General features: G+C 61.7%; 17 protein-coding genes. 6 read left to right on the forward strand and 11 right to left on the reverse strand.

The annotated features are described in order from the left end of the window. Positions 1 to 11: 11 nt before the first annotated feature. Genes ACYU81_RS15790 through ACYU81_RS15800 form a run of 3 tightly spaced genes read right to left on the reverse strand, consistent with a single transcriptional unit; the run spans position 12 to position 3237 of the window. Complete coding sequence (locus tag ACYU81_RS15790; RefSeq protein ID WP_460988560.1) at positions 12 to 1091, reverse strand: Rieske 2Fe-2S domain-containing protein; 1080 nt, start codon at positions 1089 to 1091, stop codon at positions 12 to 14. Positions 1092 to 1108: 17 nt separating this feature from the next. Further along, positions 1109 to 2302: a flavin-dependent monooxygenase gene (locus ACYU81_RS15795; protein ID WP_460988561.1), complete on the reverse strand. Its 1194-nt coding sequence runs from the start codon at positions 2300 to 2302 to the stop codon at positions 1109 to 1111. A gap of 17 nt (positions 2303 to 2319) precedes the next feature. Next, on the reverse strand, positions 2320 to 3237 hold the full coding sequence (locus tag ACYU81_RS15800) for a VOC family protein (RefSeq protein ID WP_460988562.1): 918 nt from the start codon (positions 3235 to 3237) through the stop codon (positions 2320 to 2322). Between the two features lie 205 nt (positions 3238 to 3442). On the opposite strand from ACYU81_RS15800, the gene ACYU81_RS15805 reads away from it, so the two are divergent. After that, a complete protein-coding gene (locus tag ACYU81_RS15805; protein ID WP_460988563.1) occupies positions 3443 to 4195 on the forward strand; it encodes a hypothetical protein in 753 nt (250 codons plus the stop codon). A gap of 42 nt (positions 4196 to 4237) precedes the next feature. Here ACYU81_RS15805 and ACYU81_RS15810 read toward each other — a convergent pair whose 3' ends face one another. The 7 genes from ACYU81_RS15810 to mgtA all read right to left on the reverse strand — a co-directional run bounded on the left by ACYU81_RS15810 (position 4238) and on the right by mgtA (position 12374). Then, positions 4238 to 4621 (reverse strand): group II truncated hemoglobin, encoded by a 384-nt coding sequence (locus ACYU81_RS15810; RefSeq protein ID WP_460988564.1) that lies wholly within the window; start codon positions 4619 to 4621, stop codon positions 4238 to 4240. Positions 4622 to 4836: 215 nt separating this feature from the next. Further along, positions 4837 to 5529, reverse strand: coding sequence for an ABC transporter ATP-binding protein (locus tag ACYU81_RS15815; RefSeq protein ID WP_460988565.1), 693 nt, complete (start codon positions 5527 to 5529; stop codon positions 4837 to 4839). Further along, positions 5526 to 6776: an ABC transporter permease gene (locus tag ACYU81_RS15820; protein WP_460988566.1), complete on the reverse strand. Its 1251-nt coding sequence runs from the start codon at positions 6774 to 6776 to the stop codon at positions 5526 to 5528. Before ACYU81_RS15820 ends, ACYU81_RS15815 begins: the two co-directional genes overlap by 4 nt. Then, a complete protein-coding gene (locus ACYU81_RS15825) occupies positions 6773 to 7771 on the reverse strand; it encodes an efflux RND transporter periplasmic adaptor subunit (protein WP_460988567.1) in 999 nt (332 codons plus the stop codon). The genes ACYU81_RS15820 and ACYU81_RS15825 overlap by 4 nt, the downstream gene beginning before the upstream one ends. A gap of 61 nt (positions 7772 to 7832) precedes the next feature. Then, on the reverse strand, positions 7833 to 8327 hold the full coding sequence (locus tag ACYU81_RS15830; protein ID WP_460988568.1) for an Hsp20/alpha crystallin family protein: 495 nt from the start codon (positions 8325 to 8327) through the stop codon (positions 7833 to 7835). Positions 8328 to 8767: 440 nt separating this feature from the next. After that, a complete protein-coding gene (locus tag ACYU81_RS15835) occupies positions 8768 to 9757 on the reverse strand; it encodes a zinc-dependent alcohol dehydrogenase family protein (RefSeq protein WP_460988569.1) in 990 nt (329 codons plus the stop codon). Between the two features lie 10 nt (positions 9758 to 9767). Continuing rightward, on the reverse strand, positions 9768 to 12374 hold the full coding sequence (gene mgtA / locus ACYU81_RS15840; RefSeq protein WP_460988570.1) for a magnesium-translocating P-type ATPase: 2607 nt from the start codon (positions 12372 to 12374) through the stop codon (positions 9768 to 9770). Between the two features lie 163 nt (positions 12375 to 12537). On the opposite strand from mgtA, the gene ACYU81_RS15845 reads away from it, so the two are divergent. Then, the gene (locus tag ACYU81_RS15845) at positions 12538 to 13542 is read left to right on the forward strand and encodes a lysylphosphatidylglycerol synthase transmembrane domain-containing protein (protein WP_449469573.1); all 1005 of its coding nucleotides are present in this window, start codon (positions 12538 to 12540) and stop codon (positions 13540 to 13542) included. 14 nt (positions 13543 to 13556) lie between these two features. On the opposite strand, the gene ACYU81_RS15850 is transcribed toward ACYU81_RS15845, so the two are convergent. Then, the gene (locus ACYU81_RS15850; protein ID WP_460988571.1) at positions 13557 to 16238 is read right to left on the reverse strand and encodes a bifunctional acetate--CoA ligase family protein/GNAT family N-acetyltransferase; all 2682 of its coding nucleotides are present in this window, start codon (positions 16236 to 16238) and stop codon (positions 13557 to 13559) included. 201 nt (positions 16239 to 16439) lie between these two features. On the opposite strand from ACYU81_RS15850, the gene ACYU81_RS15855 reads away from it, so the two are divergent. The 4 genes from ACYU81_RS15855 to ACYU81_RS15870 all read left to right on the forward strand — a co-directional run bounded on the left by ACYU81_RS15855 (position 16440) and on the right by ACYU81_RS15870 (position 20861). Next, positions 16440 to 17192 (forward strand): ATP-binding protein, encoded by a 753-nt coding sequence (locus tag ACYU81_RS15855; protein WP_460988572.1) that lies wholly within the window; start codon positions 16440 to 16442, stop codon positions 17190 to 17192. Next, positions 17164 to 17817 (forward strand): BON domain-containing protein, encoded by a 654-nt coding sequence (locus tag ACYU81_RS15860; RefSeq protein WP_196226904.1) that lies wholly within the window; start codon positions 17164 to 17166, stop codon positions 17815 to 17817. Before ACYU81_RS15855 ends, ACYU81_RS15860 begins: the two co-directional genes overlap by 29 nt. Positions 17818 to 18367: 550 nt before the next feature. Then, complete coding sequence (locus tag ACYU81_RS15865) at positions 18368 to 20254, forward strand: PAS domain S-box protein (protein WP_460988573.1); 1887 nt, start codon at positions 18368 to 18370, stop codon at positions 20252 to 20254. Further along, entirely contained in the window at positions 20223 to 20861 is a 639-nt protein-coding gene (locus ACYU81_RS15870; protein WP_460988574.1) for a response regulator transcription factor, read from the forward strand. Before ACYU81_RS15865 ends, ACYU81_RS15870 begins: the two co-directional genes overlap by 32 nt. Positions 20862 to 20874: the final 13 nt, after the last annotated feature.

Here is a 20874-nt window from a genome sequence, read left to right on the forward strand (position 1 = left end):
GCTATGGGATTTCAGGCCGCAGCCTTGCTGCCGCGCAGGTCCACGGTGGTATGGACGCCGTTGACCCTCTTCTGGAACTCGGCCGCGCGGGCGCGCGGATTGTAGAATTGGCGATACCATAGCCGTCCCTTGTGAAACGGCCCGTCGTCCGGCACCTGAAGGATGTTGATCGCCGCTTCCTTATATTTCCACAGTTCGAAATCCTGTGAGAAAGCGGCGAGCCCTGCCTCATGATAGGCACGGGCAACGGCGCGTTCCTCTGCCGTCGCTTCGCCGTTCGCAGCGGTCTGCGCCATCACCGCGAACCAGACGCGAACCTCGCCATCCTCGACCGGCGTGTTGCAGATCATCATGAGCGAGGGATGCTTGCCCTCCATGCGGGACAGCAGGATGCCGGGGCCGGTGTACCAGGTGTCGGTTTCCAGCATTGCGCTGCCATCCACCAGTGTACGGTGACCCGACGCAAAGCGCTGCCGCATGATGTGCCCTTCAAATTCATTCTCGAAAAACACATTGCCCGACGATCCATGGACCGGCGCGAAATGCGCATAGTCGGTCATGTTGTCGAGGATTTCCTGCGGGTGGATCGGCAAGGTGCCGAGAGGGTCCACCTGCCAGCGGACCCATCCTTCGCCGGTGCGGTCCCATTCGGCGAAGTCGGGCAGGTCATGGTCGGGTTCGCCGCCCTCCATATCGTGCCACATCCAGATGCAGCCTGCCTTTTCCACGACCTTGTGCGACTTGATGCAGGCGGCCTTGGGGATTTTGTGCGTCGAATAGGGAATATCGTCGCACTGGCCCTCCGGCGTGAAGCGCCAGCCATGGGCGGGGCAGCGAATGGAATCGCCCTCCACCTGATTGCCGTCGCGCACGACATAGGATGTGCTGTTGCGCGCGATATTGACGCGCATGTGCGGGCAATAGGCGTTCATCAGAACCACGCGCCCGCTCTTGCCGCGATAAAGAGCCATGTCCTGCCCGAAGAAGCGAACGGGTTGCGGCTGTTGCGTCACCTCGTCGGCTATCGCGACCATGAACCAGCCACGGGGGAAGGTCAGTTCGCCCAGGCCATATTCGGCTGTCTTTGCCATGATCTGCGCCCTTCCTCTTAAATGAAGCTGTCGCTGTTCGGTGCGCCCAGCATGACGCCGCCGAAGTTGCGGCCGACCACGCCCGGATTGTTCGCCACATGAGCCCGTCCGGCATGAATGTCGCAAAAGGCGCGAGCGATCGGATTGCCGCGATAGATGGCTTCCGCGCCGCTCGCTGCGAAGATACGGGCGATCAGCGCGCAGCAGCGGCCGGAAATCTGCGCCGACTGGAAACGGTAGTGTAGCCGGGTTTCAAGGTCCGCCTGCTCCCCTGTGCGCGCCTTTTCGGTCAGATGCTCGAAGTTGCGGAACAGGATGGTCTTCATCTCGTCGATCGCCACGCGGGTTTCCGCGATCACCATCTGCACATCGGGGTCGGCCGACGCGCTCGCCCCGCTATTGGCGCTCCTGCGCTTGGCGCCCTTCTCGATGAAGCAGTCGAGCGCGCCTTGCAGCGCTCCGATGGACGAGGAGGATACGGCGCGGACAAAGACCTGCCCGAACGGCAGCTTGTAGAGCGGGCCGGGGTTGACCTTTGCGCCGGGGTTTGTGGACGCAAAGCCATCCTTCGACCGATGGGTGCGGTAGGCGGGGACATAGGCGTCCTCCACGGTCACGTCATGGCTGCCCGTGCCGCCAAGCCCGATCGTGTCCCAGATCGGCAGCACCTTGAAATCGCCGCGGGGGACGAGGAAGGTCCAGAAGTCCGGCTCTCCCGTCTCCGGATCGTTGACTAGGCCACCCAGAAATGCCCAATCGCAATGATCGACGCCGCTGGAAAAGCCCCAGCGCCCGCTGATGCGGTATCCGCCCTCGACCGGCGTCACCTGCGCGCGCGGCATGTAGGAGGAGGAGATGAGCGTGCTGTTATCCTTGCCCCACACATCCTCCTGCGCCTGCGCGTCGAACAGGGCGAGCTGCCAGTTATGCACGGCGACGACGCCCAGCACCCAGGCGGAGGACATGCAGCCTTCGGCGAGCTTCATCTGCACCGCGTAAAAGGTCTCGATGTCCATCTCATATCCGCCGGACCGGCGAGGCTGGAGTATCTTGAAAAAGCCAGCATCCTGGAAATCGCGGATGGTTTCGTCCGGCACCTTGTTGCCCGCTTCGCAGGCGTCGGCGCGTTCGCGCAGGACCGGCACGAGCGCCGCAGCCCGATCAACAAGATCGGCCATGGCGGGCGCGGTGGTCGCATTGGCAAGCGTCATATTCCCTCTCCTTCTGATCAGGCCGCGTCGGCCAGTTTCGCCTGTTCATCGGCGCCGAAGCCGACACTGAAATCATGGCCCCACAGGCTGGCCGATGTGCTTTCGAAAACGGTGTGATGGTCCCAGTCCATGACGCGCCCGCCGCAGCCATATTCCAGCGCGAAGCCGCCGGGCGTTTCGACATAGAAGCTGATCATGTGATCGTTGGTGTGCCGGCCCAGCGTCGCCATCAGCCGCGCGCCGGCGGCCAGCATCCGATCATAGGCGTGGCCGACCTCGTCGATCGTCGCGACTTCCACCATCAGGTGCACGCAGCCCGATGGCACCTCGCCTTCGAATAGGGCCAGACTATGATGACGGCCATTGGCGCAATGCAGGAAGTCGATCCGCATCTCGGGGCCACCGTCTCCTGCGGGGCGGTGCACCATGAAATCGGACAGGCCAAGGCCGAGTAGCTCTGCCAGGAAGCGACGCGTCTCGACGATGTTGGGGGCGGGCAGTACCGCATGGCCATAGCCAAGGTCGCCCGTGACGAAGCGAACGCCTTGCGGGGAGCAGAAGGGCGCGAAGCTGCTGACATAGCCATAGCTGATTTCGTGGCGATTGCCCGAAGGATCGCGGAACCAGACCATGTCGGTCACATGGCGCAGCGCGCGTTCCGTCTGCGTCGAATGGGTGTAGGCGACGCCGCGTGCGTCCAGGGTCGCCAAGGCCGCGACATATTGCTGTTCGTTGCGCACTTCCCAGCCGCTGGCGTAATAGCCGTCGCGATCGCCTTCGATGATGAACAGCCGACCCGCGCGCTCGTCAATACGCAGCGCCAGTCCGCCCGGAAGCGCATGGACGGAAAATCCCGCGACGTCTTCGGCGAAGCGGACCCATTGCTGAAGATCGCGGGACGTAATGATGCTGTAGGCAAGAGCCGCGACTTCCATGTCGTCCTCCAGTCGGTTGTGGCGCCATGATGAACCGGGACGATCAGGAGGGAATTGATCACCATCAAATTTCGGGAATTTTCGTTTTCGTGAAGCGGTGTCTCTCCGATTATTCGCGGTTAATGCGCTAATTCAGTGACAATGTTCGTTACAAATAGAGCAAAATTCTACGCTCGTATTTGAAATTTGACCTGCCTCAAGGCGCGTGAGGCGACTTCGCCTTCCTATCTGGGGGCCGGGCGTGTTCGAGGCTGCGGCAGAGAGGAACAGCATGAACGTCCAATCGACCATGCGCGCAAAGGCGGCGCAGACAATCAGCCACGTGAATCTGCACTATCCCCGGCCCGAAGATGGTCCGGCGGCTGCGTTGCTGCTGGAAACCGCCGGACTCATGAAGACCCAGCAAATGGAACTGCCGCAAGGCGGCATATTCTATCGCTTCACCACCAATGTCCTTGCCCCCAACGGTGGGGACAACATCGTCTATCTCAGCCCGCTACCGGCGGCGACAGCGGCGCTGCTGACCGCGGCGCGCGAAGCGCTGGGGTTCGGCACCGATAGCGAGCATCCCGCTGTTTCAGCCTATCGGGCAGCACAGGCAGCCGATCCCGAATATGATTTTCATGTTGGGTTCCTCCATGCATCGCTTGAGCAGCTGGAAGATCGCTATCTGGCGCTCCAGGCGCTGGAGGCCAATGACGCGCGCTTTGCCGGGCGATTGAAGTTTCTGGTCAATCGCGCTCAGCCGGGCGACGCGGAGATCGACGCCCGGCTTGATGCATCACCGGTCTATAGAGGCGTCACGCGCTACACCTATGGGCGCAATGGCGTGCAGGCCTTTTGCGAGACAGACCTGATCGTCGATGGCCCTTTGGGCGGCGGCGTGGTTCTGGAGTTCGATTACATCTTCCCCGGCCGTGCGGACCACATCCTTGCGGTTTCGGATGCCAGCCGGTGACGCAAGAACTGCCCCCGGCGACATGCACGGGGGCAGTCAGAATCAGGCGCGAACCATGGCCGACGCCATAGCGTCGAAGACGCCGCCAATGCGCGCCGCCAGATGCTCTTCGACGTCGCAATCCTCCATCGCCTGCCGCATCGCCGACGTCCATTGAACGGCAACGGCATCGGTGATGGGAAAGCGGGCGTGCAGCGTCATCATGCACTTACCGGGGTTGGCCGCGAACCAGTCGCTGTCGCCACCCAGCCAGCCGCACAGAAACCCGCTCAACGACCGCCGCATAGGCGTCAGGTCATCGGCATGCATCGCCCGCAGGTCGCGATAGGCGGGGACGGAGTCGATGAGGTCATAGAATCGATCCACGATCCTGCTGACCCCTTCGCGTCCGCCCACGGCGTGGAAGGGCGGTTGGCCTTCGCTCAATTCCGGTCGCCGCGAATGGCGTCCTGGATGCTGAGGCCGCCCAGAACGAGCATGAACACGATCATCAGGCCAGCGACGAAATGCGGGAAGTAAAGGCCAAACAACTGATCCATTTAATGTCTCCTTTCCAAAGACATTAAATCTTCAGTCCCGGCGACGAATTGACGTGCGTCAAAATCAGCGATTTCAGCGGGACTGAGGGTTTGAGTTCTCGTTCATCGCGATCGAATGTCGGTTCCGCTGATACGGCCGTCCAGCATCGATATCTGCACATCGGCTGCGGCAGCGACGTCGGGATCGTGGGTCACGCACACAACTGCGCGGCCCTGATCATGGGCGAGTGCGCGAAACATTTCGACCACGTGGGCGCTGTTCTGGCTGTCGAGATTGCCGGTGGGCTCGTCACAAAGCACCAGCGCGGGATTGTTCGCGATCGCTCGGGCGATCGCCACGCGCTGTCTTTCCCCGCCCGACAGGCGGTTGGGCGTCTTGTCCATCTTCTTGGCCAAGCCTACGGTGGCCATCAGGCTCTGCGCCTTCTCCCGCGCCTGTGCTGGCGACAGTCGGCCCAGTCTGCGCATCGGTAGCATCACATTTTCGAGTGCGGTGAACTCGGGCAGCAGGAAGTGAAACTGGAACACGAAGCCGAAATGCGTGAGTCGGATCTGCGCGCGCTCGTCGCCGTCCAGCGCGTTCATGTCGCGCCCTTCAAACAGTAGGGACCCTTCGGTCGGGCGGTCCAGCAGCCCCAGTAGGTAGAGGAGGGAGGATTTGCCACAGCCCGACGGCCCGACGATGGCGACGAAGCTGCCCGGATCAATCGTCAGCGAAACATCGGCAACCAGCGTTACTGGGGGTGTTCCGGCCAGTTCGCGGGAAAGGCCCTGCGCCTGCATGATCGCGCTCATACCGCGCCCCGCAATATGTCGACGGGATCGACCCGTGCCGCTTTCCGCGCGGGAAGCCAGGCCGCGATCACACCCGAAAACAGCGATGCCGCAGCGGCGATCACATATTGCCGGGCCGATCGATCGAGCGGCAGACGTTCATTGTCCCCGCCAATGGGAAAGTGGAGGGAACCCAGTATCGCCAGCAATCCATATCCGAGCAGCCATCCGACAAAGATTCCGACCAGCGCCAGCGCCAACCCTTCGAACACGAAAATCAGTTGGAGGTCGCCTTCGGAAAAGCCGATGGAGCGCATGATCGCAATGTCGCGTCTCTTGTCCGACACACTGTTCGACACGACGGTGTAGATGCCGAAGCTGGCGACCAGCAGGATCGCCGAGACGACACTGTACATGATGACATTGCGGGTCACGAGTAGCGAGAGAAAGTCTGCGGATCGCTCCTCCCAGCTTTCGGCCTTGTAGGCAAAGCGCTCTTCCAGGCGTCGGCTGATGAGCTGCGCGCCATAGGGATCGTCCAGATGCACGCCGATGCGGTTGATGATGAAGGGGCGGCCGAGCAGAGATTGCGCCTCGCGCAGAAGCACATAGCCGAGCGAAGAGGACAGCTGTGTCTGGCCGCGCTTGAACAGGCCGACGATGCGGAGCGAACGATTGTTGCCCGATGCCGAGGTTGCACCCACAACATCGCCCATGGCAAGGCCGAGCCGCCGCGCCATTTCCTCGCCGATGATGATGCCGCCTTGCGTGCTTTCCAGATCGCGGAGGCGTCCGGTGCGCAGTTTGTCCTCGATGGCGCTGACCTTCTCCTCGACCGCCGGATCGACGCCGACGATCGTCAACGCCTCCTCGCGCCCGCCGCTGCGCAAGGTGATCGCCCCCGTCAGACTGGGCGAGCCGACCGCGCCGGGCAGCGCATTGACGGCCCGCAGTATCTCCGGCCAGCCTTTCAGCCCGCGCACTTCGTTGCGGACCTTATAATGGCGTAGGTCTATCGCCGCACCTTTATATAATCTGACGCCCGGTTGCGGCGGCGGGCTTCGCAGCTCGTCGGAAATGATGATGTGCGGCGCGGCGTCGATCAGCGTCTTGATGAAATCATTCTGGCTGCCGATCATCATCGCGGAGACGGCCAGGAAGAAGCCAACGCCTACCGCAACGCCGCTCACAGCCACCAAAGTCTGTCGGCGCCGACCTACCAGATGCCGGGCGGCGATGCTCGCCAACAGCCGGAGCTGCCCGCTCATCGCGTTACCCGCACCCGCATATTGTCCGAGAGTTTGCCTTCGGGCGCTCTCACGATCATTTCGCCCTGCGATAGGCCTGAAAGGATCTGGACATCGCCGGACCCTGCGATGCCAGTCCGCACCGCTCGCGCATGAGCGCGTCCGTCGCGGATGACCCAGACCTTGCCGTCCTCTATTGCGCTCGTCGGCACCAGCAGCGCGCGATCCGCGCGCCGGGTGACGATGTTGACTTCCAACGTCAGCCCGAGCGGCAGCGCCAGACGCTGGTCGGTAACGATATAAACGCGGAAGGCGCGCTGTTCAGGATCGCCGCCGGGCGTCACTTCGCGGACCTGGCCATGCAGCACCCGACCGGGCCAGGCGTCGCTGGACATCAGCGCCGCCTGGCCCGCCCGAATCCTCGGCACGTCGCGTTCATCGACCGTTGTGGTAATTCGGACGCTGGCAGGATCGCCCAGCGTCATGAGCGCGCGGCCGGGGGTTGCGAGATCGCCCGGTTCCACATCGCGGCGTAGGACGATGCCGTTGATGCCTGACCGCACCACCATCTGATCGAGGCGGGCACGCGCGCCTTCCTCCGCCGCCTTTGCACTGTCGGCTGCGGCAACGGCGGAATCACGGGCGGCCCGCGTGACCCATCCTTTGGCGAACAGCGCGAGCGTGCGCCGCTCCTCCTGCAAGGCAACGCGGCGCTGCGCCGTCGCCTGTTGTACCGCATGGCGCTGTTCCTCGTCATCCAGCAGGACGAGCGGCTGGCCGCGCCCCACGTGCTGCGCTTCCTCCACCAGCACCTGACGGACAGGGGCGGTGAGGCGCGCGGATATGGTGACAGGATGTTCCGCCTCGACAAAGCCGGTGGCATAGACCAGTTCGACCGCATCGCCGACACGAACGGGCATGAGAGTGACGTCGTGCGCTCGCCCGGCGAGCAGCCAATAAACTGCCGCCGCCGCCAGCAGCGCCAGCGGCAACAGCCAGAGCGCAATGCGTTTCATGCCCCCTCTATAGCATCATGCTGAAATCATTGCGTGCCCGTATCGGTTCAGCAGTCGCGTTCTACTTCGATCCGATCGGGATCTGGTGTGGCTTGCTTGCCTCAGTCGCGAGACGCGGAACGATGACCTTTAGAAGCCCTTTTTCCAGATGCGCGCTGGCTTTGTCGGCATCCGCTTCGAAGGGCAGGGCGACCCGCCGCAAGAAGCTTCCCCGGCTGCGCTCGATCAGATGATAATGCTTCTTTTCGTCCTTCTCTTCGCGATCTTCCTTATGCTCGGCCTTGATGGTGAGTATGCCGTCATGAACATCCAGGGACACATCCTTCTCGTCAAAACCAGGCAGTTCGGCGGTCAATTCAAGTCCGCCGTCCGTCTCGGCAACGTCCACCTTGGGCAGGAGAAAGCCCTTGCGGTCGCCAGCATCGCTGGTGATCCAGCCGCGGCCGAAGTCATCGGTCAGGCGATCCATTTCCTTGCGCAGATCGGCGAGCGGATCAAATCCGGTGCGAAACATCCCGGTGCGTCCAAAGGGAATCAGCGAACGAAAGTCGGTCATTGTCTTTCTCCTGCTTTTTTGTGCGTGGCGGTTCGCCCCGTCATTGTCTGGGCTGTTGCGGCTGTTGGGAAGCCACCGGGCTGTGCATCTCGCTGCAATGTTGCATGCCGTCGGGCATCTGCTGAGCTGATCCCATGCACTCCGATGGCGGATGCATGCCATCGGAGGGCATCCTGTGGCCGCCTTCATCCTTCATCACGGGGCAATCATGCTGGGGCTCCGCTACCGCAGACGGGGCGCTCTCCGCTGCTTCGGCCGGGTGGTGCCCGGCGTGCGGTTGTGCAGTCTGTGCCGATACACCGGCAATGAACATCAGGTTCAAGAAACCGGCACCGGCGATGAAAGAGCGGCGCATGAACAGTCCTCCCTAACAAGACTCCGGGTGGGAGTGTCGCCCTGCGCGCGAAGTGGCGCCATAAGTAGAGTCACGAACTCATGGATCAGGGCACGAGGACTGCCGCACCCTTGATCTTGCCTGTTCGCAACCGTTGCAGCGCGTCATTAGCATCTACGAGCCGGAAGGTCTCCGTGACGGTGTGAAGGGGGATGTCACCTGCCAGTTCGAAAAAGGAGGTGCCGTCTTCTCGCGTCAGATTGGCGACCGAGCATATCTGCCTTTCCTCCCACAAGTCGGCATAGGGGAATGAAGGAATGTCGCTCATGTGGATACCGGCACAGATGACGCGGCCGCCTTTCCTGACCGCTTGCAGTGCACGCGGCACCAACTCTCCTGCGGGTGCGAAGATCAGCGCTGCATCAAGTGGCGCTGGCGGATCGTCGGAAGAACCGCCTGCCCATTCGCAGCCCAGCGAACGCGCGAACGCCTGTCCATCCTCATCGCCATCCTTGGTGAAGGCATAGACAGTGCGTCCCTGATGCCGGGCGACCTGTGCGAGAATATGCGCCGCGGCGCCAAATCCATACAGACCTATGACCGGCGCAGGGCCGGCCAGCCGCAGCGCTCTCCAGCCGATCAGGCCGGCGCAAAGGAGCGGCGCGGCTTCCACGTCGGAAAAACGATCGGGCAGGTCGAAGCAATAATGAACGTCGGCAATCACATGGCTGGCATAACCACCATCCCGCGTGGCGCCGGTGAAGAGCGGTGCGTCGCAGAGATTTTCCTTTCCTGCCTGGCAGTAGGGACATTGACCGCATGTATGTCCCAGCCACGGGACACCCACCCGCTGGCCTATTGCAAAGCCTTCCACGCCGACCCCGATCGCTGCGACGCGACCGACGATTTCGTGTCCTGGTATGATCGGATAACGCGCGGGGATCTCGCCATCGAGCACATGCAGATCGGTTCGGCAAACCCCGCAGGCAGCCACTTCGATCAGCAATTCGCCGGGACCCGGATGGGGCACGGGACCCTCGATCCGGATCAGGGGAGTCCGGACGGTTCTGATCTGCATGGCAATCATTGCGCTCATGCACGGCCTCCTAACGCATCGCCACGCGCTTGAGCGCTTCGGCGGACAGCAGGTAAGCGGCAACCAATATGGTCGTGATGGCGACGATGGGAAGGCCTGGCGCGACGAAGCCCAATGCTGGAGCGATCGGTAGAAAGGGTATCGCGATCGCTGTGCACAGGCAAAGTCCGGCGGTCGTCACCAGCAGCCGATGGGGCCGTTGCCGCCATAACGGCACTGCCGTGCGAATGACAAAAACCACCAATATCTGGGTTGCCATGGACTCGATGAACCATGCGGTGCGAAATGTTGGCACATCGACATGGAAAAGCGCGATCAGCGCGGCAAAGGTCGCGATGTCGAACAGCGACGACAAAGGTCCCATGATTAGTGTGAAGCGGACGATGGCCCGCATGTTCCAGCCATGGGGCGCCGCAAGATCGCTTTTCTCCGCACGGTCGAACGGGATGCCCGTTTGGGAGAGATCATAGAGCATGTTGTTGAGCAGGACTTGCACCGGCGTCAGTGGCAGGAAGGGCAGGAACAGGGACGCGAGCGCCATTGTCAGCATGTTGCCGAAATTGGAGCTGGTGCCCATGCGGATATATTTGAGGATATTGGCATAGGTGCGGCGTCCTTCCGCCACGCCGTCGGTGAGAACGGACAAATCGGGTGCCAGCAGGATCATGTCCGCAGCCTCGCGAGCCACGTCGGTGGCGCCATCCACCGAAAGGCCGACGTCCGCTGCCCTGATCGCGGGCGCGTCGTTGATGCCGTCGCCGAGGAATCCGACAATATGTCCGCGCGCTTGAAGCGCATGCACGATCCTCAATTTCTGGTCGGGGGTGATGCGGGCGAAAAGGTCCGTTTCCACGACACGCACCGCCAGCGCCTCGTCATCGAGCGCGGCGATCTGATCGCCGGTGAGGAGGCCCGAAACCGGCCGTCCAAGCGCGGCCATAAGGTGCTGCACGGCAGCGGCGGAGTCCCCTGAGATGACCTTGGTGGCGACGCCTGCCGCCTCCAGCCGTCCGATCGCGGCGGCAGCCGAGCCTTTGGGCGGATCAAGGAAAAGGCAGAAGCCGACAAATATCAGATGGTCGTCATCGTCCGTTTCGATGCGCTCACGGCCCGCCGCCGCTTTCCAGGCGATGCCCAGCAGACGAAGGCCCTGGCTGGCATTATCGTCATGCAGTGCCATGAGCCGCCCCTTCAACGCGGGGTCCAGCGGCACGATCCTGCCATCTGCCGCTTCGGCCTGATCGCAAAGGGCAAGGATCGTTTCCGGCGCGCCCTTGACGATCTCGACCCTCTCGCTCTCCCATTGCGCCAGCACCGAAACCCGCCGCCGTTCGAAATCGAACGGACGCTCGTCGAGCTTGCGCCATCCGGTGAGCGGATGATGTCCCGTGTGCGCGAGCAGTGCGTCGTCCAGCGGGCTCCGCAGGCCACTTTCGAACCGGGCATTGACCGCGGCCAGTTCGAACACGCGTTCACTGTCGGCGCCGTCTATCCCCGGATGGCCGGTCATCATGATCCGTGCCTCCGTGAGCGTACCCGTCTTGTCGGTACATAATATGTCCATCTCACCCAGGTCGTGGATTGCCGAAAGCCGTTTCACCACCACCTTCGCCGCAGCCATGCGCTGCGCTCCGCGCGCCAGACCGATTGTCATGATCATCGGCAGCAGTTCGGGCGTAAGACCGACCGCCAGCGCCATCGCGAACAGGAAGGATTCCACCGGTGGTCGGCCGAGCGCCAGATGAGCCAGGATGACGAACAGGACGAGGAATATCGTCATCCGTACGATCAGCAGCCCCAGCCTGTGGATTCCTCGCTCAAAGGCGGTCGGTGGCTGTTCATCGCCGAGCGACCGGGCGATCCCGCCGAAATGGGTGCGATCGCCCGTCTGGACGACCAGCATCTGCGCGCTGCCCCCGATCATCGAACTGCCGTGCAGCAGAAGGTTTCTTGCCACGGCCATGGACGCATCGGGTTCCACAGTCGGCGACTTTTCGACCGGGAAGGGCTCTCCGGTCAGCGCGGCCTGATTGACCTGAGCCGAGTTGGCTGACAGCACGAGTCCATCGGCGGGTATCAGATCCCCCGCCGCGAGCATGACAACGTCCCCCGGCACCAGATCGCGCACGGGCAGAGTGACAGCGGCCCCATCCCGCAGTGTTCGGGCGGTGAGAGCGATCGCTTCCCTGAGCGCTGCGGCGGTAGCTTCGGCGCGTCGTTCCTGCACCGTGTCGAGGATCGTGGACAGCAAGACCATGGCAAGGATCAGCAGGAAGCTCGCCATGTCGCCCATCACGCCCGCGACGGCAGCGGCGGCAAGCAGCATCAGCACCAACGGGTTGCCAAGCCTTCGCGCCAGATCTGCGGCAACGTGGCGCCGGGATCGTTCGAACAGGATGTTGGGGCCAGCGACCGCCAATCTGCGGTTGGCTTCCTCGGAGGAGAGGCCGCCTCCTTTTGCGACGAGCGCGACAAGGGTTTGGTCAACGGGCATCCGCCAATATTCGGCGGCGACCTGGTTCATTGCGCTGTCAGGATTGATGGCGGCGGAAGAAGGATCGCTGCCCGGCCTTTGATGAGCCGCTTGTCGGAACGGCAAGGGAATGGAAAAAGCCATCGCAGCTCCAAAAAACCAGCGGATCGAGCAGGATGACATGACCCATGCTGATCCCGGCTCTAATCCGTTAAGCTACGTAGCTGTCCGAGGTTCGCCCGGTCGAAGGCTCCCGTAAAGTCGACGGGTCTTTCGGACCACGCTGTTCGCAGTCAGGAGCGCGTGGGTGTCGTCGGGACTGGAGGAGGGTATGGCGTCTGCTCGATGGCGAAGCTGGTTTCTCGCGATCCTTATCGCCGCGGGTCTTATCGCCGCCGTCGCCCACTGGGGAGAGGTGAGGCGGTTCGCGGCCCTGCTGCGTGAAGCCGAGCCGGGCTGGATCGGCCTCGCGCTTGTGCTTCAACTGACAACCTATGCAAGCGTGGCAGGCGGATGGGCGGCAGTGTTGCGGCGTGCGCGGACGCCCCAGCCTTTGCGGCCCCTGATGCGAATCGCCCTGACCAAGCTGTTTGCCGATCAGGTTCTGCCCAGCGCTGGCATGGGTGGGAACATCCTGCTGGTAGATCAACTGAGGGCGCTTGGCGTGCCGAAGGGAACGGCGGTGGCCGCTCTCCTTTTGTCCATGATCGGCTTCTATGCGGCCTATGCCTTCTTCGCGCTCGTGACCCTGATCCTGCTCTGGCTTCACGACCGCGCCACACCGCTGATGGCGGGGGTCGTCACGATCTTTCTCCTCGTTGCCCTCGCGATCCCTTCGCTCGCCTTGTGGCTTCGCCGCCGGGGGAGCAGGCCATTGCCGGACCGGATCGAACATATCGACTTCGTGCGCCGGTTGCTCGAAACCGTCGCGCAGGCGCCAGCCGCGCTCTTGCGAGACACGCGGCTCACCCTGACCGTCACGGCGTGCAATGCGATGATCTTCCTGGCCGATGCCGGGACGTTGTTCGCGTGCTTGCACAGCCTCAATCAGCAGGCGGCGTTCGGGACGGCGTTCATTGCCCTGATCATGGCGTCGGTCATCGCAACGCTGGGGCCAATCCCGCTGGGCCTTGGCAGCTTCGAAGCGACATCGGTCGCGATGCTGCATCTCCTTGGTGTGGAGTTGGAGGCAGCCTTCGCCGCGACCATGCTGCTGCGGCTGTTCACGCTTTGGCTGCCGCTCATGCCCGGCATTGTGATGATCCGTGGCGTCGCGAAAAAGCGGTCTGCACGGAGCAGGCAATTTCGATAGCGATGCTGCGGCCTTCAGCCAGGATTGGCCGCCGCCATGCCTTTTCTGGCGATGCGAATGGTTGGGTCGTCCGGATCGACGATCGTGACGAAGCCCAGTTCCCGCTCCATGCGCAGCGCCGCGTCATGATCGGCACACTCGACCGATTCAACCATGCCGATACCTTCTGACTTTGCATAGCGCAGCACATGTTCGAACAATGTCCAGCTTATTCCCTTGCCTTTACTGTCCGTCCGCGTGGTGAGTGCGATTTCCGCCCGGCTGCGGTCGGGGTCCGTCGCCAGCATGGCGATCGCAATGACCTCTCCACCCTCTTCACCGAAGGCCAGGAAGCTGATCGTCCGGACATAGTCCACGCGTGTCATCATGGTGATCTGCTCATGCCGCACCTTGGGGAGGCCCGACATGAAGCGGAAGCGCAGGTCTTCGGCTGAAACATGATCGAAGAAGCTTGCGACAGCCGCCTCGTCGTCCGGCCGTACCGGTCGTACATGAAAACGGACGCCATGCTCCGTCACAAGGTCGGAAGCCCAGCCTTCCGGTGGCGCGCGCAGCACGAGGCGCGATTGAGTTGCTGGCTGGGCGGTGATACGTGCCCGCGCATCCAGCGCGATGACGCCGGCCGCGCTCACCAACAGGGGATTGATGTCGAGTTCGAGCAGGTCGGGCAGATCGACCGCCATCGCCGACACGGCGTCCAGCACATCGGCGAGGCTCTCCACATCGGCGGGCGGCACGTTACGGTATCCGGCAAGCATGGCCGAGATGCGTGTTCGCGCGATCAGGGCACGTGCGCCCGCATGGTCGAGTGGAAGAAGGTCGATAGCCTTGTCGCGCAGAAGCTCCGTAGCGGTGCCGCCCGCGCCCGTCATGATGATCGGGCCGAATGTCGGATCGGTCGCGATGCCGACTATCATCTCGGTGCCCCCCTCGGCCTTGATCATGTCTTCCACGGCAAAGCCCTGGATTCGCGCGTCCGGGAAATCGCGCTGGATTCGTCGTTCCATATCTTGTGCGGCCGCAACTGCCGCGTGAGCATCGGGCAGGTTGAGCGCCACGCCGCCCACATCCGATTTGTGCGGTAGATCGCGAGAGACGATCTTGACGGCATAGGGCGCGCTCAGCCAGCAGCAGGCTTCCTCCACTGCTTGCGCGGACGCGGCAAAGCGGGTTGGCGCGATGGGGACACCATAGGCTTCCAGCAGCTGCTTCACCTTGAGCTCGGACAGCAGCGTGCATTTGTCCGCCTGTGCGCTGGCGATAATGGCGCGGGCAGCGGCGCGGTCGGCCTTCACCTCGCGCGTTTGCGCGGGTGCATCGGTCAGGCTTCTGCGAATGCGGCGCGCCTGCGCCAGATAGCCAAAGGCGCGCACGGCGTCATCTGGCGTGGAAAAGACGGGGATGCCTGCCGCCGTAAATATGGACCTTACGGCATTGGCGTTTGCGTCGCCGAGCCAGCAGGCAAGGACGGGCTTGCATATGCGCTCTTGTGCCGCCGTGGCGACTTCCCGGCATATCGCCAGCGCCGTCTCGCCCGCTTCGCTGCGTGCCGTGGGGCAGTTCATGACCAGCACTGCGTCGCTTGCCTCGTCCCGCAAGATGGCTCGCAACGCGACGCTGTATCTGGTCGCGTCGGCATCGCCCAGCACATCAACGGGATTGCTGCGTGACCAATCGGCGGGCATGTCCTTCTCAAACATTGCCTGCGTTTCCGGGGTCAGCTCGGCGAGCTGAGCGCCGGTTCGTGCAAGCGCATCGACAGCCAATATACCCGCTCCCCCGCCATTGGTGAGGATCGCCAGCCTGTTGTCAGCGATGGGCTTGCAGGTGCAGAGGATTTCGGCGGCGTCGAAAAGCTCGGTGAGGCTGTCGACCAACAGGATGCCCGCCCTGGCGAAGGCCGCCTCATAGACATCATAGGCACCGATCATGGCGCCGGTGTGAGACAGCGTTGCCCGGGCTGCGAGCTCGCTCTTTCCGGCCTTGATCGCGATGATGGGCTTGGTGAGCGCCGCTGCCCGTGCCGCCACCATGAATTCAGCCGCCTGGGTTACGCCCTCGACGTAGAGAAGAATGGCATGGGTGTGCGGGTCGGTTGCAAGAAGATCGATGAGGTCGCCGAGGTCAGCGTCGGCCATGTCTCCGGCCGAGATGATGGCGGAAAACCCGACGCTGCGGGTCTGCGCCCAATCGAGCACGGCGGTAATCAGCGCGCCGCTTTGGGATATGAGGCCCAGATGGCCGGGCTTTGCCGGGGTGCGTGCGAAGGTGGCGTTGATCCTGGCATGGGGAGACATGATGCCAAGACAATTTGGGCCGACGATCCGTAGGTCATGTCGCTTCGCTGCGTCCATCACCTCGCCGCGAAGGCCGCCAGCATCGGTCAGCCCGGCTGAAAGGATCACGGCGCAGCGCGTGCCGAGCCTCCCCAACTGATCGATGATCGGAGCTACTGTCGATGCTGGTGTCATGACGATCGCTAGTTCAGGCGCCTCCGGGAGGCTGTCGATGGTCGCGAACCATGTCGCGCCTTGTCGGGCGACCGGATGCGGATTGACGACATAGACTGTGCCTTCAAATCCGTCGGCAAGCAGATTGTCGAGCACCAGGGTGCCGACGGCTCCCTTGCGCTCCGATGCTCCGACCAGAACTATGCTTTTGGCATGAAGAAGGGGCGACAGGTTGCGGATCGTCATGGCTCGTACAGCCTTTCACTCAGATGCGCCGCTGGCGCTTGCCTGAGTGATCCTAGGGGATGCGCTGCTCTGGCCGACATTCGTAAATGCCGCAGGCCAATCCCCCCGAACGAGATTTGAAGAAAGGCTACTTACGGGAAGTTGCGAATAGGGAGGCAGCACGCATTTCCTAAAATCGTCTCGAACAGTGTGGAGGCGATGATGCGGGACTCGAGCGACTTAAAGGCTGGCCTATCGAGCCAGGATCTTGCGCGAGAGATCGTTCACGATCTTCGCAACCTGTTCGCCGTGATCACCTCCATCCAGCATCTGCTAATCAAGAAGCTTTCCGGATCGGAACGAGACAAGCTGCTGCGCGCCCTGGGCGCCGCCGCCGTGCGGGGTGGTGAACTGACTTCCCGGTTGCTCTCGAAGAAGGTTCGGGAGGAGCCTCGCCTGTTGGATGTCGGTGCGCAAGTGGCCGATGCTGCTACCCTTCTCCAGGCCGTCGTTCGCCCTTCCGCCTGTTTGGAGATCGACACGCAGGTAGCCGTACCAGCCGCTCTTGTGAGCGCCGACCCCGCCGACCTTGAAGCGGTGGTGCTGGAGCTTGTCGCGAACGCACGATCTGCTGGCGCGCGCCGAATAGTGCTTCGATGCCGCAGGATCGGCGATTGGATTTGGCTTGTGGTCGCCGACGATGGCCCTGGACTCCTGATGAATGGCAGCATGCCAGAGGCCGGTGCCAGGCAACCGGGCCGCGGAATGGGACTAAACCGAATTCGGCGGGCAATCCGCGACATGGATGGCAGATTGTTGATCCGCGGCAGTGCCGAGGCAGGAGTCGGTACGGTAGTCGCCATGCTTTTGCCGGTGGCGTTCCGCGCCGTCAGCAAATCACGCGCCCGAGAATGGCGCGCATTCCCCCGGGACAAGGAGAGTTGTGATGAAAACCGACGGACAGTTGCAGCGTGACGTCATGGACGAACTTGAATGGGATCCCAGCGTCGATCACGCAGACATCGGCGTGGCGGTGAACGATGGGGTCGTGACCCTGTCGGGCTATGTGACCAACTATGTTGAAAAGATTGCTGCCGAAAAGGCGACGAGGCGCGTCAGCGGCGTCAAGGCCATCGCCGAGGAAATCCAGGTCCGCTTCAAGTCCGAGCCGCACACGGCCGACCATGAAATCGCCAAGCGTATCCTCGACATGTTTTCCTGGAACGTCGCCATCCCTCACGAGAAAATCAATGTGAAGGTGGAGAAAGGCTGGGTCACGCTTTCCGGCACGGTGGACTTCCATTATCAAAGCGACGAGGCGAGGAAGGCGACCGCTAGAATTTCGGGTGTAACAGGGGTTAGCAACCTGATCGAGGTAAAGAAGCTGCCCGTTACTTCGGACATCCGTGAACGGATCATTGCTGCATTCAAGCGCCAGGCGGATCTGGATGCCGCAGGTGTCACCATTTTTACAGACGGCAATACGGTTCGCCTGGGTGGCCGGGTGAAGGCCTGGCATGAACGTGGCGTCGCCGAGCGGGCGGCCTGGGCTGCTCCTGGCGTGACCAAGGTCGAGGATAATATCTTGGTCAGCTACTGATCGGATAGCCCCCGGTGAACCCAATGGCACTATCGATGACGTTCATCGGGGGCTTGTGCATTTTATCCTGCCTTTTGGCTGTCGGCCGAGTTGATGGAGAACATCATGTCTTTCGTGGATCGCTTGCGGCAATCGGTTGACGCCATCTTCCTCACGGCGCTTTTCTTCGGACTCATGATAGCAATCGTTGCCATGATCGTCGCCAAACTGCCGGGATGACAGGCGACTGCAGCGACGCGCGATCCACCCTCAGAAATATGCTTGGCGCGTGCGTGTCGATCCTCCACCGAACTCACATTATGGAGCGCGCGACCCGGCCTCCTTTGGAAACTTGCCTAAGTCGAGCAACGCTCATCTGCCGTGAACGGTAGTGAGTCGATGAGAAGTACAGCCGTCAGTACGAATCCTATTGGAGCAGAAACTTAGAACTGAAAAATAATCATGTTGATTTTCATAATTTTAAATCGGCATTTATCAGTTCGTATTTCTTGGCGAGCCTGGAAGAGATAGCGTCGTATAAGCGAAGTGAATTCCTTCGACAGGTGAGGCAGTGTTCAAACGGATAACCGCGCCCTTGGCTGGCTTTGCGGCGATTTTTGTCCTCGCTGTTGCAATCGCATCGGCGGTGCGGGCGTTATTAGACCCCTGGATGGGCGACAGGTCGGCCTATATGCCATTTATCGTCGCCGTCATGGCCGTCGCGCTGTGGGTGGGTGAAGGGCCGGCAATCCTTGCCACATTGCTCGGCATCGCCGCGAACTTCCTTTTCATGGGCAGGCCCGCAGTCCAAGTGCGCGACATATTCGAAGTGGTCATGTTTGGCGCCACTGCCGCCATCATCATTCTTGTGATCCGTTTCGTTCATAAGGCCAACCTGCGTTTGGAGCGGGCTGAATTGGCGGCGAAGGCCAGCGAACAGATGGCCATGGAACTGAACCTGTTGATCGACGGTGCTCAAGGCCTGGCCATCTACATGCTTGATCCGATCGGTCATGTCACGATCTGGAACCGCGGGGCCGAGCGGCTCAAGGGATGGACCGAGGAAGAAATCCTGGGCCAGCCAAGCGCCCTCTTCTATCCCAGCGAAGCCGTTGCTGTCGGCAAGCCGCAAGCCGACATCGAGCGTGCACGCAAAGAAGGGAGATTCGAGGAGGAGGATTGGCGTCTTCGCAAGGATGGGTCGGAATTCCTTGCTGCCGTCAGCTGGACGGCTCTTTACGGCGAAGGCGGGGAACTGCGGGGCTTTGCGAAGATCATTTCCGATATCACCGAAAAGCGTTCCGCCGAAGACCGGTTGCGTGCCCACGAAAGCCAATTAACCGCCATCTTGTCTACTGTCCCCGATGCCATGGTGGTCATTGACGAAAGCGGTAAGATGCTTTCGTTCAGCGCCGCAGCAGAGGCGCTTTTCGGTTTCAAGGAATCTGAGGTTTTGGGCAGAAATGTGAGGATGCTCATGCCGTCGCCGGATCGAGAGCGTCATGACAGCTATATCCACCGTTATCTGGAAACCGGTGAAAAGCGTATCATTGGCAAGGGACGGGTGGTCTTTGGCCAGCGGGCCGATGGATCGCTCTTTCCGATGGAATTGTACATCGGGGAAGCGCTGCGGGGAAATGAGCGGATATTCACCGGCTTCGTCCGCGATCTTACCGAGCGGCGTATGATTGAGCAGCAGATGGCGACCTTGCAGGCCGAAATCATCCACGTCACGCGGGTCAGTGCGATGGGCACCATGGCCTCAACGCTGGCGCATGAGCTTAATCAACCGATCGCGGCGGTCGCAAATTATGTCGAGGCGGTCCGCGATCAGATGGCCAGCCCCGACAAAAGCGAATGGCCCATGATGCGGGAAGCGCTGGGGGAAGCCGCCAGCGAAGCTTTGAGGGCAGGGCAGATCGTGCGTCGACTTCGGGAATTTGTTTCGCGAGGCGAAGTGGAAAAGACCATCGAAAGCTTGCCTGACCTTGTGAATGAAGCCTCCGTGCTAGGACTCGCGGGATCGAGGGAGATGGGGATTGAGGCGCATTTCGATCTCGATCCCGGTGCGTCACCCGTGCTGGTCGATAAGGTTCAGATCCAGCAAGTTCTGATCAATCTTATTCGGAATGCGTGCGAAGCGATGGCCGATAGCCCGATTAAAAGGCTCACCATTTCGAGCCGTGCCGAAAAGGAAGGTGACATCCAGGTCACCGTATCGGACACCGGTTGCGGCATGGCGCCAGGCGTCGCCAAGCAGTTGTTTACCGCATTTGTCAGCACCAAACCGGAAGGGATGGGCCTGGGTCTGTCCATATGCCGGACGATCGTGGAAGTGAATGGCGGCAAGATATGGATGGATACGCACAAGGGGAAGGGCACCGATTTCCATTTCACCCTCATTCGAGCGCAGGCCGAGGATGTCTATGACCGACAGGAAGCTCATTCACATCGTTGATGACGATGATTCCATCCGGCGATCGGTCGGCTACATGCTCAAGACCTCGGGCTATGCGGTCGAGACGTGGCGTTCCGGGGCCGCATTTTTGAAGGATTTGCGATCGGTGGAGGCGGGTTGTGTCCTGCTGGATGTCCGCATGCCCCAGATCGACGGTCTGGAGGTACAGCGGACCATGGCGGAGCGCGGGATCACGATGCCTGTCATCATCATGACCGGCCACGGCGAGGTATCGGTCGCTGTGCAGGCGATGAAGGCGGGTGCGGTCGATTTTCTGGAAAAGCCGTTTGAAAAGACCGTATTGATCGACGCGATCGGGCGCGCCTTCGGCCGCGTCCGCTTTGCCCAAGGTGCAGCAGCACAGGCCGCCAGTGCCGACGTAATCATCGGCGCCCTGACGGCACGCGAGCGGGAAGTGCTGGAAGGACTTGCTCAGGGCCTTCCCAACAAGACGATCGCCTATGATCTTGGCATATCTTCGCGAACGGTGGAGGTGCATCGGGCTAATCTCATGACAAAACTGCATGTCCACAGCCTGTCAGATGCGCTGCGGATCGCCTTTGCCGCGAGGATGGGACAGAAGGGCCTGACTGGGATCAATACTTAAAGACGTAGCGACG

It is taken from the genome of Sphingobium sp. TomTYG75, assembly GCF_054771635.1.